Annotated in this window: 15 protein-coding genes; 2 read left to right on the forward strand and 13 right to left on the reverse strand. The window is 64.5% G+C overall.

What is annotated here, in order from left to right; translation table 11 throughout:
- Nucleotides 1-95 precede the first annotated feature (95 nt).
- Both BFP93_RS17245 and BFP93_RS17250 read left to right on the forward strand, forming a co-directional pair.
- A complete protein-coding gene (locus BFP93_RS17245; RefSeq protein WP_065893978.1) occupies nt 96-1,496 on the forward strand; it encodes an aminoacyl-tRNA deacylase and HDOD domain-containing protein in 1,401 nt (466 codons plus the stop codon).
- Between the two features lie 505 nt (nt 1,497-2,001).
- Nucleotides 2,002-2,247: a DUF6124 family protein gene (locus BFP93_RS17250; protein WP_065893979.1), complete on the forward strand. Its 246-nt coding sequence runs from the start codon at nt 2,002-2,004 to the stop codon at nt 2,245-2,247.
- 129 nt (nt 2,248-2,376) lie between these two features.
- Here BFP93_RS17250 and BFP93_RS17255 read toward each other — a convergent pair whose 3' ends face one another.
- From BFP93_RS17255 to tagH, 13 genes are all read right to left on the reverse strand, one after another.
- Nucleotides 2,377-2,751: a hypothetical protein gene (locus BFP93_RS17255; RefSeq protein ID WP_057723695.1), complete on the reverse strand. Its 375-nt coding sequence runs from the start codon at nt 2,749-2,751 to the stop codon at nt 2,377-2,379.
- 124 nt (nt 2,752-2,875) lie between these two features.
- Complete coding sequence (gene tagQ, locus BFP93_RS17260; RefSeq protein ID WP_065893980.1) at nt 2,876-3,799, reverse strand: type VI secretion system-associated lipoprotein TagQ; 924 nt, start codon at nt 3,797-3,799, stop codon at nt 2,876-2,878.
- An 84-nt stretch (nt 3,800-3,883) separates the two neighbouring features.
- Nucleotides 3,884-5,596: a formylglycine-generating enzyme family protein gene (locus tag BFP93_RS17265; protein ID WP_065893981.1), complete on the reverse strand. Its 1,713-nt coding sequence runs from the start codon at nt 5,594-5,596 to the stop codon at nt 3,884-3,886.
- Nucleotides 5,589-6,773: an ABC transporter permease gene (locus BFP93_RS17270; protein WP_065893982.1), complete on the reverse strand. Its 1,185-nt coding sequence runs from the start codon at nt 6,771-6,773 to the stop codon at nt 5,589-5,591. Before BFP93_RS17270 ends, BFP93_RS17265 begins: the two co-directional genes overlap by 8 nt.
- The gene (locus BFP93_RS17275) at nt 6,773-7,477 is read right to left on the reverse strand and encodes an ABC transporter ATP-binding protein (protein WP_065893983.1); all 705 of its coding nucleotides are present in this window, start codon (nt 7,475-7,477) and stop codon (nt 6,773-6,775) included. The genes BFP93_RS17270 and BFP93_RS17275 overlap by 1 nt, the downstream gene beginning before the upstream one ends.
- Nucleotides 7,477-10,467 (reverse strand): serine/threonine-protein kinase, encoded by a 2,991-nt coding sequence (locus BFP93_RS17280; RefSeq protein WP_065893984.1) that lies wholly within the window; start codon nt 10,465-10,467, stop codon nt 7,477-7,479. The genes BFP93_RS17275 and BFP93_RS17280 overlap by 1 nt, the downstream gene beginning before the upstream one ends.
- Nucleotides 10,464-11,183, reverse strand: a complete 720-nt coding sequence (locus tag BFP93_RS17285) for a PP2C family protein-serine/threonine phosphatase (protein ID WP_065893985.1) — start codon at nt 11,181-11,183, stop codon at nt 10,464-10,466. The genes BFP93_RS17280 and BFP93_RS17285 overlap by 4 nt, the downstream gene beginning before the upstream one ends.
- Nucleotides 11,184-11,837, reverse strand: a complete 654-nt coding sequence (gene tagF, locus BFP93_RS17290) for a type VI secretion system-associated protein TagF (protein ID WP_065893986.1) — start codon at nt 11,835-11,837, stop codon at nt 11,184-11,186. It abuts the gene before it with no gap.
- A complete protein-coding gene (gene tssM, locus BFP93_RS17295; protein WP_065893987.1) occupies nt 11,834-15,334 on the reverse strand; it encodes a type VI secretion system membrane subunit TssM in 3,501 nt (1,166 codons plus the stop codon). Before tssM ends, tagF begins: the two co-directional genes overlap by 4 nt.
- The gene (locus tag BFP93_RS17300) at nt 15,331-16,620 is read right to left on the reverse strand and encodes a DotU family type VI secretion system protein (RefSeq protein WP_065886925.1); all 1,290 of its coding nucleotides are present in this window, start codon (nt 16,618-16,620) and stop codon (nt 15,331-15,333) included. The genes tssM and BFP93_RS17300 overlap by 4 nt, the downstream gene beginning before the upstream one ends.
- A gap of 6 nt (nt 16,621-16,626) precedes the next feature.
- Nucleotides 16,627-17,961 (reverse strand): type VI secretion system baseplate subunit TssK, encoded by a 1,335-nt coding sequence (gene tssK / locus BFP93_RS17305; RefSeq protein WP_065893988.1) that lies wholly within the window; start codon nt 17,959-17,961, stop codon nt 16,627-16,629.
- Between the two features lie 18 nt (nt 17,962-17,979).
- Nucleotides 17,980-18,489 (reverse strand): type VI secretion system lipoprotein TssJ, encoded by a 510-nt coding sequence (tssJ, locus tag BFP93_RS17310; RefSeq protein ID WP_065886923.1) that lies wholly within the window; start codon nt 18,487-18,489, stop codon nt 17,980-17,982.
- A gap of 56 nt (nt 18,490-18,545) precedes the next feature.
- On the reverse strand, nt 18,546-19,130 hold a 585-nt coding region (tagH, locus tag BFP93_RS17315), incomplete at its 5' end, for a type VI secretion system-associated FHA domain protein TagH (RefSeq protein WP_141687984.1).

A 19,130-nucleotide genomic window follows, 5' to 3' on the forward strand; every position in this document is an offset into this window, starting at 1 on the left:
AAGGGCCGCGCACCCGATCACAAACCGAAGTTAGTCAACCAACAGGTGTAACAAGCTGGTTATACTTCGGTGACTGTACGAAATTGGATCAGGCCATGTCAGAAGTCGCCCTCGCTACAGCCCCACTGACCGCCCCGCCGGTCATTCGGGCGCTGCTCGCAAAGCTCGCCATTCCCTACACGGAAGTCATCGAACAGCCTGGCCTGAACCCTGCGCGAAAGGTCCAGGCGGTACTGCTCGAAGATGCTGTGGGCGAACTCATGGTGCTGTTCCCCCAGAGCCAGTTGCTCGACCTCAACCGCCTTACCGAACTCACCGGGCGCCGCCTCACCGCCGTGGCACCGGAGCGCGTTGAGCGCATATTGGGCAAACACGAACTGAACCTGCTGCCGGGCCTGCCGCCACTCACCAGTTCGCCTTGCCTGTATGAAGGCAGCCTGCTCAACGAGTCGAGCCTGTTGGTGCATTCGGGCGAAGCCGGGTTGCTGCTGGAAATCGCCAGCGAGCACTTCAAGACCATGCTGACCAAAGCCAGCGCCGCGCAGTTCGGCGAGCCGCTGAGCAAGATTCGCCCCAACCTCGACCGCCCCAATGATGACCGCGAGGAAATCACCCAGGCGATGCAGGCCTTCACCGCCCGCCGTATTCAGCAACGCCTGGAAGCGACCATCGAGATCCCGCCGCTGGCCGATACCGCGCAGAAGATCATCAAACTGCGCGTCGACCCCAACGCCACCATCGATGACATCACCGGCGTAGTTGAAACCGACCCGGCCCTGGCCGCCCAGGTGGTGAGCTGGGCAGCGTCACCCTACTACGCTTCGCCGGGCAAGATCCGCTCGGTGGAAGACGCCATCGTGCGGGTGCTGGGCTTCGATCTGGTGATCAACCTGGCGCTGGGCCTGGCCCTGGGTAAAACCCTGAGCCTGCCCAAGGACCGCCCGCACCAGTCCACGCCGTACTGGCACCAATCAATCTACACCGCCGCCGTGATTGAAGGGCTGACCCGCGCCATGCCCCGCGCCCAGCGCCCCGAAGCCGGCCTGACCTACCTCGCCGGCCTGCTGCATAACTTCGGCTACCTGCTGCTGGCCCACGTATTCCCGCCGCACTTCTCGCTGATCTGCCGCCACCTGGAGGTCAACCCGCATGTGTGCCACAGCTATATCGAGCAACACCTGCTCGGTATCAGCCGCGAACAGATCGGTGCGTGGTTGATGCGCTACTGGGACATGCCGGACGAGCTGTCCACCGCGCTGCGCTTCCAGCACGACCCCACCTATGACGGGCAGTACGCTGAATACCCGAACCTGGTATGCCTGGCCGTGCGCCTGTTGCGTAGCCGGGGGATTGGGTCCGGGCCGGATGAGGCGATTCCGGATGCGCTGCTTGAGCGCCTGGGCTTGAGCCGTGAGAAGGCTGAGGAAGTGGTGGGCAAGGTGCTGGATGCCGAGGTGCTGCTCCGCGAACTGGCCTCCCAGTTCAGTCAGGGCTGAATCGATAGCCTGTAAAACCGCTATCGGGGGCAAGCCCCCTCCCACATTTGATCGCGTTCCGGCCTTGGAATATGGCCGTTTGTGGGAGGGGGCTTGCCCCCGATGAATCCAACTCGGTCTCCCTGAAAGCCTACTTCTTTTTCTTCAGCTGGGCTGGCGCAAAGCCAAACAACTGTCCGTTCGGCCAGGTATTGGGATAAACAGAAACGTCTTACAAGGCGTTGAGGTTGCCCCTAGGACACTCAATCCCTAGTCTCCGTACACCGCTGCACACACAGCGGTCGGGCGTCGCGGCCCGTATTTCTTCAGACGCCAAAGCGTCATCGTGTCCTTTCAGTTGGCGCTTTTTTGTCGTCTACTGTGCGGCGCTATGGCGGCTGTGCGCGGGATACCTTCGGGTATGCCGATGTTCTGGAGAGTCGGTCCGCGAACCTGCGTACAGCTGCCACCCCCATCGCGTCGCGGCGATCAATGGCAGCTCCTTTAATATCTCCGGAGTTTCACCATGATCAAACCCACCCCAAATCCCCCCGTGCGGCTATTTACCGTGGCCGATGGAATCAGCACTGAAGATCTGTTGGTCAACCTCAGCGAAACACTCGCCTCGGCCAATGCGCTGAGTTGCGACCTGGCCTTTGACCTTGAAGGACCGAAACGAGAGGAACTGCTGGGCGTTACGCAGTTAATCGAGCTGGCACAGTTGCTGGCTGATCGAGTAGTCACCGTCTCGGGGCAAGCTGAACTGGCCTAATTGATCGAGTTCTGATCATTCCCACGCTCCGCGTGGGAATGCATCCCGTGACGCTCCGCGTCACCCCTTAAGAGCGGACGCGGAGCGTCCAAAGCGGCGTTCCCACGCAGAGCGTGGGAACGATCAGGCCTACTTCTTTTTCTTCGGCTTCAAATACTTGGTCAACCCCTGGAACCAGATCACCAGCGCCGGGTTGCCCTTGATCTGGATCGACTTGTCCTGAATCCCCGTCATGAACGCCAGTTGCTTGTTCTTCGCCTGCATCGTGGCGAAGCCGTAGGCGGCATCCTTGAACGCAATCGCGAACGCCGGCGTCGGGTGTACGCCCGAGTGGCTGGTGATGCGCTGGTCTTTGACGATGAAGTGACGGGCAACCTTGCCGTCGAGGGTCTGCAACTGGAAGGCCAGGTCTTTGTCACCCAGCTGCTGCTGAAAGGCGGGATTGGTGCGGCTGGCTTTGCCCATCATCAGGCCCAGCACCCACAGGAGAAGACGAAATTTCATGCACACGGCCTCGGTGTAATTATTGAGTGGCCGCAGCAGTGTAACGATTTGCAAAGAGAACGCCACCGATCTCGCGCTTTAGCGGGAGATCGGTTGGCGTTTAACGCTTATAGCAACATGTTGCTTAAACGTTAGGGCAAGGCACCGGCGCCCAGTCGGCCAGGTTTGGATCGCGGCAGCTGCCTTCGAGCTGAGCCTTGCCGGCGCTGGCGACCTGCTTGCTTTCAGCTTGCTTGGCCTGCACGGTCTGGATGCTCTTCTCGGTGGTCACCGCTTCTTTTGGCACCACAGGCAGCACTTTCTTTTTCGGCGGCTTGACGACTTTCTTGCCTTTGGCCGGCGGCGCGACCGGTGTGGTGTCGGCAGTGGCGACGGTGACCACGTCGTTACGCTGCACACCCACTTGCTGCAGGTCTTTCTCGTAGGCCTGGGTGTAGTTGTTCAGGTCTTCGCTGGCTTTGCCGTTGACCGCAACGATCAGGTCGTTGGATTCCTTCAAGCCTGCCACGATTTCCGCCAGGCGCTTGCGGCCTTCGGTGTCGTTGACGGTCTTGGCCTTGCGGTCTGCCACCAGCTTGGTGAATGCGCTCTGGTAGCACTGCTGCGAAGCCTTGGCATAGGCGGTGCTGCGGTCGATGTCGGAGGCGCTTTTGTTGAAGTCGGTGGAGTAGGAAGCGATGCGCTGGTTGTCATCGGCGATCTGCTTCTGACGCTCGGTGTAGTAGCCCGCCGCGCCGCCCGCCAGGGCACCGCCCGCTGCGCCGATAGCCGCGTTACGGCCGCGCTTTTCCTTGTCGCCGGTCAGGGCGCCGAGCAATGCACCGCCTGCCGCGCCGATCGCGGCACCGGTCACGACCGACTTGGTCATGTTCGAGTCGGTGGCGCGCAGGTGCTGCACCGGCTCGTAGCAGTTCGGGTAGTACTCGACCTTGGTGCTCGACGCGACCTTGGACGCAGGCGACGTAGCGCAACCGGTCAGCACGGTGCTGAAACCGGCCGCGATCAGCAGCAGGTGACGCTTGGAAACCGACTTACGGGAAAAAAGCATAGGTGTGATCTCTATTAAGTTTGACTTGCCCAGCACGGCCCACCGCCGTCTGAGTCCCTTCCAAGCTCGCCGGACAGCCAACGATCAAGACCGCTGACCGCTTGCTGCGAGCAATTCCTTCAAGATCGTTGCCGGGTCGGCCCGCTGTTGCTTGCGGTAGTTGCCGACATGGCGAACGAACAGTGTTGCGCGCGTCACCAGGCTCTTGCCGAGCACCGGTTTGCGATCCAACTCTTCCTTGATCCGTTGAAACTGGGCCTGGATCACCGCATCGGTGTAGCGCGTGCCGGTGGCCAGGTTGTCGATGTAAATCGACACTGCACCATCCAGCGCGCTGCGCCCATTGGTAATGGCCATGTCAAATAACTGCGCGCTGGCCGTGTCCTTGTTATCCACAGCCTGCTGGCGACTTTTCTGCAGGTTGGCCAGGCGGATGTTGTAGTTGCTGATGGTCTCGGCCACCAACGCAGCGGACTGGATCAGGTTGCCCGCCGCCTCTTCGCGCTGCTGGGCGATCAGCGACACGTTGCGCTTGAGTTCTTCGTTGACCAGTCCCAGTTCGGCTTGCAGCTTGGGATCGACGCTGGCGGCAATGATGCTGTCCAGGCGCTTGGTCGGGTCCTGGGCGTCGTCGATGGCGTCGGTCAGCGAGGCGAGGCGACCTTCTTTCTGCCACTGGGCGAACAGTTCCTTGTAGCGCGAACGCGGCGCCGACAGCGCGCCAATCGCCACGCGAAACCCGGTGGTCTCGTTGCTTTGCTCGGTGCCGTCGGCGGCAAACAGCGGGTATTCGCGGCGCATGCCGGTGAACAACGTGCCTTCGCCCTCCAGGTAATTGCCGCCCTTGACCACGAAGCCGCCATAGGTGCCCTGGCGGCGCCCGGCGTGCACCAGCTGGAAGGATTCCTGGACCATTTCCGCAGCGTTGCCGATAACGTCGAACATACCGATCGGGTTGGGCAATTTGGTGCCGATGGGCATCAACCGCGCGGCCTGCCCGGTGCCACCGGCGACCTGGTTGAACACGGCGTAATCGCCCAGTGGCCCGTCGCTTTCGCTGCCCTCGACGCGGCGTGGAAACAGGCGCCCTTCCAAATCCTGACGACTCACTGCCTGGCCACCGCGCGCGGCGTACTCCCACTCCACTTCGGTGGGCAAGCGCACAAAGCCCAGGCCGCCATCGTCGGCCGAGGCGCCACGGCCGCTCACCGGCAGCAACTCGCGGTGGTATTTCATCAGCCAGGCGCTGTACACCGCCGAGAAACGCTCGGCCTCGAAACGCGACAATTTCACTTTGGGCAGACGCCCGGCCATGCCCTCAGGCGCATCGCAGGCAGGGGCCGGCTCGCCGCTGGCCAGGGACTGCGCCTGGGACATTACCTGGGCGTACTGGCGGGCCGTCACTTCGTACTTGCCGATGAAGTAGAGCATCGGCTTGAGCGGGGTTTTGGCGTCGGTCTTGGGCATCAGCGGCGCGATGACCTTGTTCCAGTCTTTCGGCAGATCCTTGAGGGTGAACTGGCCATTGATGAAGTCGCGCCGGTAACCGGAGATAAACGATTGCTGGTAGCCCGCCTCGCCTTCGGCAAAGGGATAGCCGAGGCTGACCTCGCGGTCGTCCAGGGTGCCCTGGGCCAACACATAGGCGTAGCGGAACACCATCTGGCCTTCGCACGGCAGCGGCAGGCTCACGTCGTCCGGCAACGGCTTGGGGTTGTCGAGCTTGTCGCTTGCCTCATCGGCCCAGGCCAGCGAGGCCAGGCTCAGCGCCATACAGGCGCCCAGTAACTTAAACATCTCTGATTCCTTCAGAAGCCTGGATACGCGCCACTCGCCAACCCCCACACGCCGCCGCCACGGCGCTGACGCCGAGCACGGCAGCCAGGGCCAGGCCGTAGTGACGCGCCAACAGATGACTGGCGTATTCGCCCGGCACCTGCACGAATAATCGGTTCAAACCCGCCTCGGCCAGGCCATACAACCCGGCACTGAGCACCGCGGCAACACTCGCGCTGTACAGCGCCTGCAGCACCACGAACAGCAACAACGCGGCGGTGGAAAACCCCAGCAGGCGCAACACTGACAACTCCCGACGCTTGCGCGCCACCGCCGCCAACGCGCCGGCGAAGGTCGCCGCAAACGCACCGGCCAAGGCCAACCCGCAGATGATCCAGAAGACCACCGACAGGTTACGACTCAACGACTGCACCTGGGCGATGGTCTGCGCCTGGGTCGACACCAGCAGATTCTGCCCGGCGAAATACAGGCGCAGCGGTTCCACGTCGGTGAGTCCGCGCGCATACAAGCGAAACGCCGGGTACACACGCTGCTCGCCCACCGCCACGGTGTCACCCGCCCACCCCAGCGCCGGCACGGCGCGGCCATCGCGATAATCTTCCACCGCCTCCAGCAACACCAGGTCCGCAAACAGCCCGTCACGGGCAAAGGCCTCCAACGGCAATACCGCGCGCACCTGCACCCGCGTCCGCTGGGCCTCGACGCGCCCCGCCAGTTGCCGCGCAAAGCGCGTCTCCAGCCAGTCGCCGGGCCGCGCCGCGAGCTTCTCGGCGGCGGTGTGGCTGAGCACGATCTGGTCCAGGCCCTCAGGGATCGGCAAGCCGGCCAGCAGCGGGTCACCCGGCGCGGTCGGCAGCATTTCCAAAACCAGGCCACCCACTTGCGCGGTCGCCGCAATCTGCCGCGTACGCGGTATGGCAAACGCCACATCGCTACGCCGGCCAAGCTGCTCGACGAAAGCGCTGCTGAATCGACCGCCGCCCAACGGAATAATTTCACGGGTCGCGGGGTCGGTCTCCAGGCGTTGGGTCAAACTGCCAACCAGTCCAAATTTCAGGCCAAATAACACCAGCAACGGCGCGATGACTGCCACCAGCGCCAGTACCGAGCAGGCCGACAGCCACGCATCGTTGCGGTAGTCCTGCCAGGCAAGGGACGCCACCAGGCCGATGCGCATCAGCAGGCCTCCCCGAGCGTCGCGGTGACACCGCCGTCGGCATCGCGACGGCAACCGATGCGGCGCACCTGCAAGCCACTGGCGCGGGCCAGGGGTTCATCATGGGTGGCGATCACACAGGCGGCGCGGTGTTCACGGGCCTGGGCCAGCAGGGCTTGCATCACGCGCTCGGCATTGAGCGGGTCGAGGGACGCCGTCGGCTCGTCGGCCAACACCAGTTGCGGTGCATGGGCCAGGGCGCGGGCGCAGCTCACGCGTTGGCGCTGGCCCACCGACAGCGCCGCCGGACGCTTGTGCAGTTGATCGCTGATTTGCAATTGCTCGGCCAGGTGCACCACGCTGCCGTCGTCCTTCAAACCCAGCAACTGCCGGGGCAAGGCAATATTGCCGCGCACATCGAGAAACTCGAGCAGCCCGCCGGTTTGCAGCACATAGCCCAAATGCCGGCTGCGCAACTGGGCGAGATCGGTTTGCCGGTCGGCGCGCCACAGCCCATCGATGTCGATCCGGTTGAGTTCGAACTGCCCGATCCGGTCCGGCGCCAGCACCAGTGCGAGCATATCGAGCAAGGTGCTCTTGCCGCAGCCGCTGGGCCCGACAATCGCCAGTTGCTCACCCGCGCGCAGGTGCAGCGCCGGAATTATCAGGCTGTAGCGCTGGCTGCCGACGCCCCGGCTCTTGTGCACCGCGTTCAGGCTCAGCATCACGGCAGCGTCGACAACGGCACGCGGTACAACGCATCGCCCGGCTCGGCATCGCCGAACCGTACCCAGTTGGCCAGGTCATTGTGGAAGGTCTCGTAGAGACGGATTTTCGAATCCAGCTCGTCGATGAAATCCTCCTGCTCGGCCACGCTCAACGACAACCACAGGTCCTGGGTCATGTTCAGCGATTTGCTGCGGTACGGCAGCCCCTCCAGGTACTCGCCCAACAGGCCGCCGTCGGCCAGGTTGCCGCCCTTGCGCAGGGCTTGCGGGTCACGGCTCATGTAGGCCGAGGCGCTGGCGATTTCCTGGAAGAAGTCCTTGGGCGAGCTTTGGGTCTTGCGCGCCGCATCGACGATCAACTTCAGCGACTGTTGCAGGTCGTTGAGTTGCAGCTTGGTCAGCATCACGCACACCTGGAACGCCGGCAGCGCCGGGTTGGTCAGGTCGCGGTCGGCGGTCCAGGCGCTGACCAGTTGCGGCGCCTGGCTGGCGGTCTTGCGGCCGAGGAAGTCCATGTGCATGGCATAACCGACGGCTGCGGATTTGTCCGCCAGGCTCGGCGCGGCACTGAGTAACGGCACCGGCTGCGGCGCGTTGCTGCGCACCTGATGCACAAGGTTGGCAAACACCGTGCCGATCTCATCGACGCGCTCGCCCAGCTTGCGCACATCGCCACCCGGCACCGGGGTGTACAGGTCGCCGATCTGCGGGTTGGCGTCGGCGGTGAGGACGCGATACTGGCTTTCGGCGCCGGCATGGGTTTTCTTGCCGGCATCGGTGCGCAGATGCAGCGCGTAGATCTTGATCTGCTTGCCCAGCGCCGCCTGACGCACTTCGGCTTCGTTCATCTGGGTGGCCGCGAACGGGTCGTTCTTGCGCAGCGCGCCGGCATCGGAGACCAGCAGGATGATGCGCCCGCCGTAGCCGGACCAGTCCATGCCGTCCACCGCCTGCATCACGCCGGCAAACGCGTCTTCGTTGAACGAGTGGCTGGACACCGTCGAGGCCTTGACCTGCCGCGCCAGGTCGAGGAAACGCTGCGGATCGCGGCCCTGATCGAGGGTGATCAGGGTTTTGGCCACATATTCCAGGCCGGGGGTTTTCTTGATGCTGTTGCGAAAGCCCACCAGGCCGAAGCTGACGCTGTCCAACTCGCCGCGCTCGGCGATGCGTGTTTGCAGCTCGTGGACCACATCGCGCACTTGATCGATATAGGGCTGCATCGACACGGTGGTGTCGACCACCAGCACCACGGCGGTACGGAAGGCGTCGGCATGGGCATTGATTGCGGGCGCCGAAGGCCTGGCGACTGCGCTGCTGCCAGGGTCGATGGACGCCACGTTGAGCAGCTGCACCGGCTGGCCGTTTTCGTCGAAGCTCTCTTTGGAATCAAAAATCGGCAACAGGTAGAACTGGTTTTGCGGCACCGCGCTGGCGGTGGGTTCCAGGGCCAGGACTTGCTGGTTGTCCTCGCGGTTGTTCTGCGCCCTGGCCAACGCGCTTTTCGCCGCAGCCGGATCGGCGAGCAGTTTTTCCACCTCGCCGGACTGGCGCAGGAACATCACTGGCGCACGCCCCGAGCGTTCGGTGAATTTCAATACCAGGCTTTGCTTCCAGTCGCTGACCTGGGCGGCCGGCAGCCAACCGTCGCTGCGCCCGTCGGTGGCGGCGCCGACACGTACCCAAGGGCTGCCGTCGATGTCTTTGCGTTGGTAGACGTAGAGCACGGAAAACGCCGGAAGCGCCTTGCCCGGCGCGCTGCCCGCGTCCGCTGAAAGCTTGGCGCCGGGCTTGCTGAGCACGCGCTGGAACAGGGTTTTCTTGCCGGCCATCAATAACGGACGCTGGCCGCCATCAGCCACCGCGACCGCCGCTGGCGGCACCGCTGCAGGCGCCTTTTCAGGCACCACGGCAGCGGGCGGCTTGACCGGCTCGTCGGCGCCGCTCAACCACCAATAGCTGGCACCACCGATGGCCAGTGCCACCGCAACCGCCACGGCGGCCAATGCCAACACTGGCCCACGGCGCTGTTCGGACGGGGCGTTGTGCTGCGTTGGCGTCACGACCGGTTGGCGCACTATCGGCTGCGGCTGCGGTTTGTCGGTGGGTATGTCGACGGTGACAGGCGTGATGCCCGCCAAGTCAAAACTCAGCGGGATCGGCAGCGGCCGTACCAAGGTGGCCTCCGACGAGTCCGCCGGCAGGTTGTCCAGGGCCAGCACTAATGCGTCGGCATCCGGATAACGCTCCGCCGGGTCCTTGGCCAACAGCTTGCGCAGCACCTCCTGGTAACGGCCGTGGTGCACCGGCAATTCCGGCAACGGCTCAGTCAGGTGCGCGAGCGCCGTCGAAAGCGCATCGGTTCCGCGGTAGGGCAACTCGCCGACCAGAATCTCGTACAGCACCACGCCCAGCGCATACAGGTCGGCGCGACCATCGATCTCCTGACCGCGTGCCTGCTCCGGGCTCATGTAGCTCGGCGTGCCCACGGCGAAACCGGCCTGGGTGAACTGGGTGCGGTCGTCCAGGGACTTGGCGATACCGAAGTCCGACAACACCGCCGTGCCATCGGCGCGGAACAGGATGTTCGCCGGCTTCACATCGCGGTGCACCAGCCCCTGGGCATGGGCATAACCGAGCGCCGAGGCAATCTGGCGGATCAGCGTCACGCCCTGCTCCGGGGTCAGCCCGGCGGCAATGCGCTCTTTGAGCGTACCGTTGGGCAGGTACTCCATGGCCATGTAATACAGCTCGCCGACATTGCCGATGTCATGGATGGTCACCGTGTGCGGGTGCGACAGGCGCGCCAGGGTCTTGCCCTCGCGCAGGAAGCGTTCGCAGAACGTCGGATCGGCCGCCAGCGCTGCCGCCATCACCTTCAACGCCACCTTGCGCTCCAGCGAGCGCTGGGTCGCCAGGTAGACGTTGGCCATGGCGCCTTCGCCGATCTCGCCTTCGATGACATAGCCCGGGATCTCGATCTTCATGAGGAGACCTTCACAACGATCGTGGTGATGTTGTCCGGCGCGCCGCGATTGAGCCCCAGGTGCACCAGGCTGCGCACGATTTCATCCGGTGCGTCGTGGCCGAGCACTTCGCCAATCTCATGATCCTCGACGGTCTTGGTCAGGCCGTCGCTGCACAGCAGGTAGCTGTCGCCGGGGGCGATCAACAGCTCCACCGACGCCACGTCCAGTTGCGCTTCCACGCCCACTGCGCGGGTGACGATATTGGCCCGTGGGTGCACGCGGGCATCGGCTTCGCTGAGCAGGCCGCTGTCTTGCAGGTCCTGCACGTAGCTGTGGTCGCGCGAGAGGCTTTCCAGCTCACCGTCGCGCAGGCGATACAGGCGACTGTCACCGGCCCACAGGCACACCCCGCGCAAGCCGCGCGCGGCCAGCACCACTACGGTGCTGCCCATCATGGTCACGCCACGGTTGGCGGTCTCTTCACGTACCGCCGCATTGATGCGGATCAGGTCGTTGCGCAAGGCGGCCGCGTATTCGTCGAGGGAGCGCCCCACCGGGACGGCGCGCAGGCTGTCGACGATCAGGCTGCTGACGTAATCCCCCGCCGCGTGCCCGCCCATGCCATCGGCGACCACCCACAGGCGGTTCTCCGGCAGCTCCAGGCACGCATCTTCGTTGACCTGGCGGACCATGCCCACATGGCTTTTGCTCGCGGATTTGTAAGTTGCCCCCATCTACACCACACCTTCTTGTCCGAGCAGAAACTGCGCAAAATCGCTGGCGGCAGGCAAGCCCTGACACCGTAATAAACCGGGAGAAATACGCTGCGAACCGCGTCCCCACCACAGGCTGGCACCTTCGCAGGCTTGTTCGGCCAGCGCGGTGATGCGCCCGTGGGGCTCGGTGGCGGCCACGCGCTGCAGGCCGGCGAAACGGCTGTCGACCGCACGCGGCTCACTCGCCGGAACGCCCAGGGCGTCGAGGCCGGCATTGAAGCTTTCGAAGGTAGCGCCACTGTCCAGGGTGCTGAGCAACAGCTCTTCGGCCTGCTCAAACCAGGCATCCGGCCCGCCGACCAGAGACGCGGGGTTGGTGTCGTGGTCGAGCAACACCACCACGGCCAGCGGGAAATACCGCCCGACCCGGTCGATACTCGGCATCACCACACCTGCCGCCGCATCCGGTCCGCACACCCCGGGCGCCAGCACAAAACGCCACAGCGGGCTGACCAGATAAGCGTTGAGCCAGTCACCGCCCAGGCTGTTCTGGCTGGCGAGCAGCCCCGCCGCCAGCCAGCTGTCCCAGGGGCCGATAAAACTCTGGGGCAAGGCGCGGCTGACAAAGTCACCGCGACTGGCCAACTTGCCGTAGAAACCCAGCGTCGTCATAGCCGCTCCGGCAGGCTGAAGCCGCTGAGCACGCGGCTCTTGAACGGGTTGAAGGCGCTGTTGGCGCGCAATTCGTAGGCGATGCTCGCGCCGTCGACCCGCAGGCGCAGGTTGAAACGGTCCGGCGAGTTGCCGGGGGTGAGGTCCGATTGCTCCAGCAGGCGGAACCAGGCCCACGGGCCGTCCAGCGTCACACCGGAACGCCCGCTGGCCGACGGCGGCATGATGGAAATACGCACCACGCCAATGCTGCCGGGGTTCGGCCATTGCATCGCCACCGGGCGGCTCGGGCCGTGGTCGTAGCTCAGTTGCTGGCCGTCGAGGTCCAGCAGGAACTGGGTGATGGTCGGGTCCATCGACACCGGCTTGAGTTCGAAGCGCACCACAGGTTGCGTGCCACCGGACCTGAAGAACGCATCACGAATAGCCGCCGCGCGCTGGAAGGTCTGCAGCACGCCCGGCGCGATACCGAGCTTCTGCGCCGCGCCCGGCTGCCAGCGCCAGGTCTGCGCCGAGGTGTCCACATAGGGCTGCAGGTACTTGCGGAAGTAGTTATCCATCACCCCGCCGACGCCGAAGAACTGGCCGAAGTCATCCAGGGTCGCGTCCCGCGCACTGCCGGGCGACATCGGGTAGCGCCCGGCCAGGGACTGGCGATACACGTTGACCACTTCGCTGGCCCAGGCCGCGTTCAGCTGGTTACGCACCCCGCCCATCATGCTGTTGGTGGTGGAATTGACCACCGACTTGACCATGCCCTGCACCAGCGGCGGTTGGCGCTCGGCATTCAGGCTGACCCGCGTGGCCGCAGCCGCCGCCTGGTTCTTCGCTTCGCCAAGCAACGCATCGCCGCTGGCACCGACCATTGCACTGACCTGCACATACAGCGCATTCATATCCGCCAGCAGTCCGTCGATAGCCGCCGGCTCGCCTTCGTTTTTACTGACGATACTGTTGAGTTCGGCAAAGTGCGCGGTGACCGGATCATCCGCCGCTGCGGGCGCGCTGGCGCTCGGCTGCTCCTGGCCCAGCAGGCTGCCCAGACGCTCCTTGAGCTTGTCGACGCCGCCCTCCACCGGCACGCTCTTGGCGGCCAACTGGCGCTCTTCGGCCTGCAGGTCGGTTTCCCTGGCCACTGCCACCAGCAGTTTCTTCAACGGCGAGGTGGGGCCGGAAATCACTCGCAGCACATCGGCAGCCTGGGCCACGCTGGTGATCGGCACAAAGTCGATGTCGGCGAGCAACGCGTCCCACTGGCGCTGATAGTCCTGGAAATACAGGCGGCGCACATCGGCGGCCAGGCTGACCACGTTCTGCTGGTCGGCCTGTGCCTGGCCCAGTACCCATTGCTCTTCAGCCAGGGTGCCGGTCTGGTTCAGGCTGCTCAGCAAAAACGCCTGGCGATAGCCCTTGGCGGTGAAAAACCCGCTCAACGGCTCGCCCAACGGCTTGCCGCTCTTGCGGCTGAACACCAGTGCGGCATCACGGCCGGCCGCTTCGTTGAGGCGAAAGTCCGGTACCCCTTCAGGCAGTTTCTGGCGCTTGACCCGGTCGTAGACACGCTGGGCCACCGGCAGTTGTTGCAGTTGGCGGCGCAGGTCGTCGATCAGGCGTGGGTCAAGACGCGCATTCGGTGGGTGACGGTCAAACAGTGCCTGCAAGTGCCCGGTCAAGGCCTGGCGCTGATCGGCCGGCAGGTCGCGTGGCAGGTTGCGGTCCCAGTCGAGGGCGATCCAGGCCTTGATGAAGTCCGGGTCGTAATGCTCGTTGTCGGCCAGCATCAGGTAGGCCTTGAGGCCTTCGTAGAGGAAGTCCGAGTTGCCGCCGCCGTGCAGTTGCTCTTCGATGCGCGTGACCAGGCGCGGGGCGAAGACCGCGATCAGCAACTTGCGATAGACGCTTGCAGATTCGGCTTCGAGCATGTCGCCCTGGTACAGCCCCAGCCCCTCTGACCAGCTTGGCGAATCCCCGGCCAGGTGCTTCACCGCGTTGAGCAAGGGCAGCACGGCCACTACGTCACGCTGCGCCGGGCTCAGGTTCTGCACGGTCTGGCCCAGGGGTGCGACCTTCTGATCGACCTGGGCGATATACGCCTGGTTGGCGCGATAACTCACCCACCACAGGCTGCTGACCACCACCACCAAGGCCACCGTGGCCGCGAGGACACCCCGGGCGAGCCACTTGCGGCGCCGCTCGACTTTCGGGTTGACCCCGACCAGGCCACGTTCGGCAAAGGCCACGGCGGTGAAGAGTTTTTCGATGAAGTAACTGCGCCCGGTGCCGCTCTGGCGCGCCAGGTGCTGGCGGTCCAGGTTCATGCTCTGGGCCATGGTGCCGATCAGGCGGTCAATCGGGCTGCCTTCCTGGGTACCGCTGGTGAAGTACACGCCGCGCAGCAGCACGCGCTCTTCAAAGGCATTGGGTTTGAATACGCCCTCAAGGAAGCTCTGCAGACAGTCCTTCAAGGCGCCGAATTGCTGCGGGAAACCGTAGATCAGGTCGCGCCGCGCCGGGTCGCGTTCCTGTTGCAGGCGTTCGACCAGGCGTTCGTTGAGGCGCTGTTCCAGACCGGCGAATTCGCTTTGCAGGTGCACCAGCGGGCTGTCGCTGTGCTTGCCGTCGTCCAGGGCAAAGGTCATGCCCCACACCTGGGCGCGCTCTTCCTTGCTCAGGTTGTCGAAGAACTCCATGAAACCCGGCACCAGGTCGAGCTTGGTCAGCATCAGGTAGATCGGGAAGCGCACGCCCAGTTGGGTGTACAGCTCCTGGATGCGCAGGCGAATCGCAGCGGCATGGGCGGCGCGCTCGGCGTCTGTACCCAGCAGCAGGTCCGACAGGCTGATGGCGATGAAGGCGCCGTCGATGGGTCGACGCGAGCGCTGTTTTTTCAGCAGGTCGAGAAAGCCCAGCCACGCGGCTTTATCCACTGTGGAGTTGCTGTCCTGGGTGGTGTAGCGCCCGGCGGTGTCGAGCAGCACGGCCTGGTCGGTAAACCACCAGTCGCAGTTGCGCGTGCCGCCGACGCCGCGCACAGCACCGGCGCCCAATTGCGCCGCCAGCGGGAAGTGCAGCCCGGAATTGACCAGTGCGGTGGTCTTGCCCGAACCCGGCGGGCCGATGATCACGTACCACGGCAGCTCATACAGATTGCGGCGTTCGTCGCCGCCGAGCTTGGCTTTCTTGAGCAGCGTCAGGGCTTCGTCCATGCGCTGGCGCAGGGTCGAGAGCTCTTCGGCGGTGGCCACGCTGTTGGGGTCGGCCGGGGTTTCGGCGGCCAGGCTGCGCATCACTTCGGCGGCCTGGCGGCGGGCCTGGATGATGCGCAACACGCGGTAGGCAATCCACAGCGCGAACACCAGGATGATCAGCGCCCAGCGGCGTCCCTCGGGCACCAATACGTCGAGCAACGGCCCGACAAACCAGATGATCAGGCCCAGGGCGATCAACCCCAGCACAGGGATCACCCAGCGAATCATGAAACTGAAAAACGCCTTCACTCGACGCCCTCCGCCAATACGGTGATTTCAACCCGACGATTGCGGGCACGGCCTTCGGCAGTACTGTTGGTCGCCAACGGCTCGGTGTCGCTGCGGCCTTCGGCGCTGAAGCGGTCACCTTGGCCGGTCTTGGCCGCCAGGATCTCCAGCACCGACTTGGCCCGCGCTTCGGACAGCGCCCAATTCGACGGGAAGCGCAACGTCGCAATCGGACGGTTGTCGCTGTGACCGGTGACACGCACCTGACCCTTGACCTTGCGAATGGCGTCGGCGATGCGCAGCATCAGCGGCTGGTAGTCATCGACAATGCTGGAACTGGCGGACGCAAACAGCTCATCACCGCGAATCGTCACCACAGAGCGGTCGACCTTGTCTTCCACAGCCACGCGGCCGGCCTTGATGTCTTCAGCCAGAAAGCCGGCCAGGCGCGGCCGCTCGATCACTTTCGGTTGCGCCACCGGACGGTCGATGGCCTGCACCGGGATCTCGCCCAGGGCATGGATATTCTTGAACACCGGCTCCGCATCCGAGGCCAGCTTCATGCGCAGGCCAAACAGCAGCGCCAGCAACAGCGCCAGGCCAATCGCCACGGCGATCCACGGCGGCATGAATTGCGCCAGGCGATCCCGCGCCACGGTCACGCCGCGCCAGTGCGGCGACAGCTCACGCTCGTGTTCGCCACGGGCACTGCGAATCGCGGCGGCAGTGCGCTCGCGCAAGGCTTCCAATTGACTGCGCCCGTCGTTCATCACGCGGTAGCGGCCCTCAAACCCCAGGCACATGCACAGGTACAGCAGCTCCAGCAGGTACAGGCGTTCCCGTGGGCTTTGCAGGCAATGGTCGAGCAGTTGAAAGACCTTTTCACCGCCCCAGGCTTCGTTGTGCACGGTGATCAGCAAGCTCTGTTTGCCCCAATCGCTGGTACTGCCCCAGGGCGTACTCAGCACGGCTTCGTCGAGGGCGGTGCACAGCGCGTAACGCGCCAGCAGCACCTCGTTGCGCGCCACGCCGGCGGCTTCGGCGCGCTCTTCGAACTGGCGCAGATAGGCCAGCAATTGCGCGCGCAAACTGGCCGGCGCCGGGTGCGCGATGGTGTTGCGCAACCGCGTCAGCAAGGCCAGCAAGGGGCCGGCGGCACTTTCCAGCGGGTTGAGGCCCTGGCTTTTGCCGGTGAGCATCGGCGCGGCCGGCATCGACAACGGTGCAGGTTCCGCGCGCGCAGGTTCGGGTGCTCGGCCGCCCGGGCGCGGCATGAACTGAGTGCGGTCATCATCATTGGGATGCATCGCGGATTATCCTCGGATCGCCCAGAAGGCCAGGTTCAAGCCCGGGAACTGCCCGGCGATGTGGAAGGCGAAACCGCCGGAATTGCTCAACTGCTGCCAGTGCTCGCTGCCGCGGTCCAGCTCGTAATAGGTGCTGCCCGCGTGGTAGGGCAATTGGCGTGGCGCCACCGGCAATGGCAGCAGGCCGATGCCCGGCAATTGCAGGTTGACCATGTCGCGGATGTGCTCCACCGCGCCGACTTTGCTCTGCTGGCCGAAGCGCGCGCGCAGGGTTTCGCCGGGCACGTCGGCGCGTACCACGAGGATGAAACTGGCGCTGTCGAGCAGGGTCTTGTCCGCCAGCATCGCCACATGGATACCGTAGGCTTTCTCCACAATCGGAATCGGCGTGGCCTTGCTGTCGATCAGCATCGACAGCGCCTCACGCAGGGCGGCCATGACCGGGGTGAAGCTCAGGGCCAAATCGTCGTGCTGGTACTGCGGATATTCCTGGGGGCGGCGGCCAGAGGTGGAGAATGTCGAAAACTCACCGGCCAGGCTCACCAGCTCACTGAAGAAACGCTCCGGGTGCAACGGACTCAACTGGCTCACATGCTGGATCAGCGGCTGGGCGCGGTTGACCAGTTGCAGCAGCATGAAGTCAGCGATTTCCGATGCGCCACCGGCACCCGACGCGACCACGCGGCCGGCCAGGGCTTCGCCACGCTGGTGCAGCAGGCCGAGCAGTTCGCTGCGAAAGGCCGTCAGCGGCTTGCTCGCAGCTACATCCAGCACGGGCGGAATGTACGTGTCGTCGAGCACCAGTGCGCGGTCGGCGCGCTTTTCCTTGATGCGCACCAGCCCGATGGCGGCGTAGTCGCTGATGCCGTCCTGGGCGGTCAGCAGGCGCAGGGCGCGGGAACCCACGGCCACCGGCGCGCGGTTTTCGAAGGGCGCGTTATCGTCGCGCACTTCGCGCACCTGGCTCACATAACGCGCGGCTTCCAACGCCTCGCCTTCATCCACCGTGTCACGCGCACCGGCACGCTTGAGCGGCAGGGCCAAGTACACCAGGCCGTCGCGCAGGCTGTCGTCGATGTTCAGCGGACTCGGCGCCAGATCGTCCTGGGGGATATTGAACGGCGTACCGTCAGGCAGCAGGCCACGGGCCGACACGATTGCCAGCTTGCCCTGGGCGAGCAGGCCCTGGTCGATCAGCAACTCGGAAAAACCCCAGGCACCCGCGGACAAAGGGCGGCTGCGGGCGTCGATCAGGTTTTCCAGGTAACGGTCATGCTGCTGGAAGTGCTGCGTTCCGATGAACATGCCTTCCGACCAGACCACGCGATTGTTCCAGGACATGGGGGCTCCGATTGCTTGTTATTGGGCTGGGCTGGAGGGGGTAGCCACGACGTCGGCGCGCACGGCACGCACATCGAGGCTGATCTGATATTCGCTGTATTGGCGTGGCGGCACGTTGATAACGGCGCGCCATTGCGCACGGTCCAGCTCGCGGTAGCCCACCAGCAGGCCGATCTGCCGGGTGGCCGGGTCAAGATCGCGCTGAATGCTCAGTTGCTGGCCGGGCTGGATCACCACTTCGTCCTGGTCCAGCAGGTCCAGGCCAAGGGTGGATTGCGCACGGTCAGCCAGGGCGAAGTAGTCGGAGCGCGCGAACGTCGCGGCGTTTTTCAGCTCGAAAATGCGCACCCGCACGGGCGCGGGCTGCCCGCTGGCACCGGGGTTGAGCCCGGCGATCGCGTGAAAATGCAGCTCGACGGCGGCCGTGTCCGCTTCAGCGTCGGCGGCGGTTTCGGGTTTGGTCGCGTCTTTGGCACACGCCGTCAGCAGCAGCGCGGTGGCGGCTGCAAGTAAAAACCTGGGAATCATCCTGCGTCCTCAATGACGTTTTTAGCTATCCGTTTTATCCATTACTGCGACGCGGCTCAGCGTCGCTGTCGTGCACTGTGCGCTTCGTAGGCCCGGCTGAATTCGCGGCCGAACAGGTCCTGGAAATCTTCCTGGGCCTCGCGGGAAATATTGCTGTAGAGCTCGGTGAATTGCTGCCAGTACTGGGCTTGGCGCGAGCCGTTGAAAATACTTGAGAGGCCACCGGGCTTGCCCATGCGTTCCTCCAATTGCGCCGGTTCAAAGCGCAGCAGCAAGTGCTTGAGCGCCGCTTCCACACCCGCCATCACGGCCAGTTGGTGCGCGCGCAGGTCGTCGAAACTGTCACGCACGGCAACGTCCGGCGCCATGAAGGCCGGGTTGCCGTGACGAAGCAGCAGCAGTAACGCTTCGTCGGCATTCGGAGCGAATTTCAACGGGTTGTTTTCGGCGGGGCGGATCATGGTTTGCTGCATGCGAAATTCGCCCTTGAGGCTGGTGCGGGCACGCAACACGTCGATCAGGCCTTCGACCATCAGGCGGTAGCTGCGGCCGATGCTTTCCATCTGGGCGCAGGCATCGGCCCGATCCAGACGCAACTGATCGAGGCCGGCACCGCGCAGGAAGGCTTGCAAGAGGTCGGC

The organism is Pseudomonas sp. 44 R 15, assembly GCF_900004965.1.
GTDB classification, from domain to species: Bacteria; Pseudomonadota; Gammaproteobacteria; order Pseudomonadales; family Pseudomonadaceae; genus Aquipseudomonas; species Aquipseudomonas orientalis_A.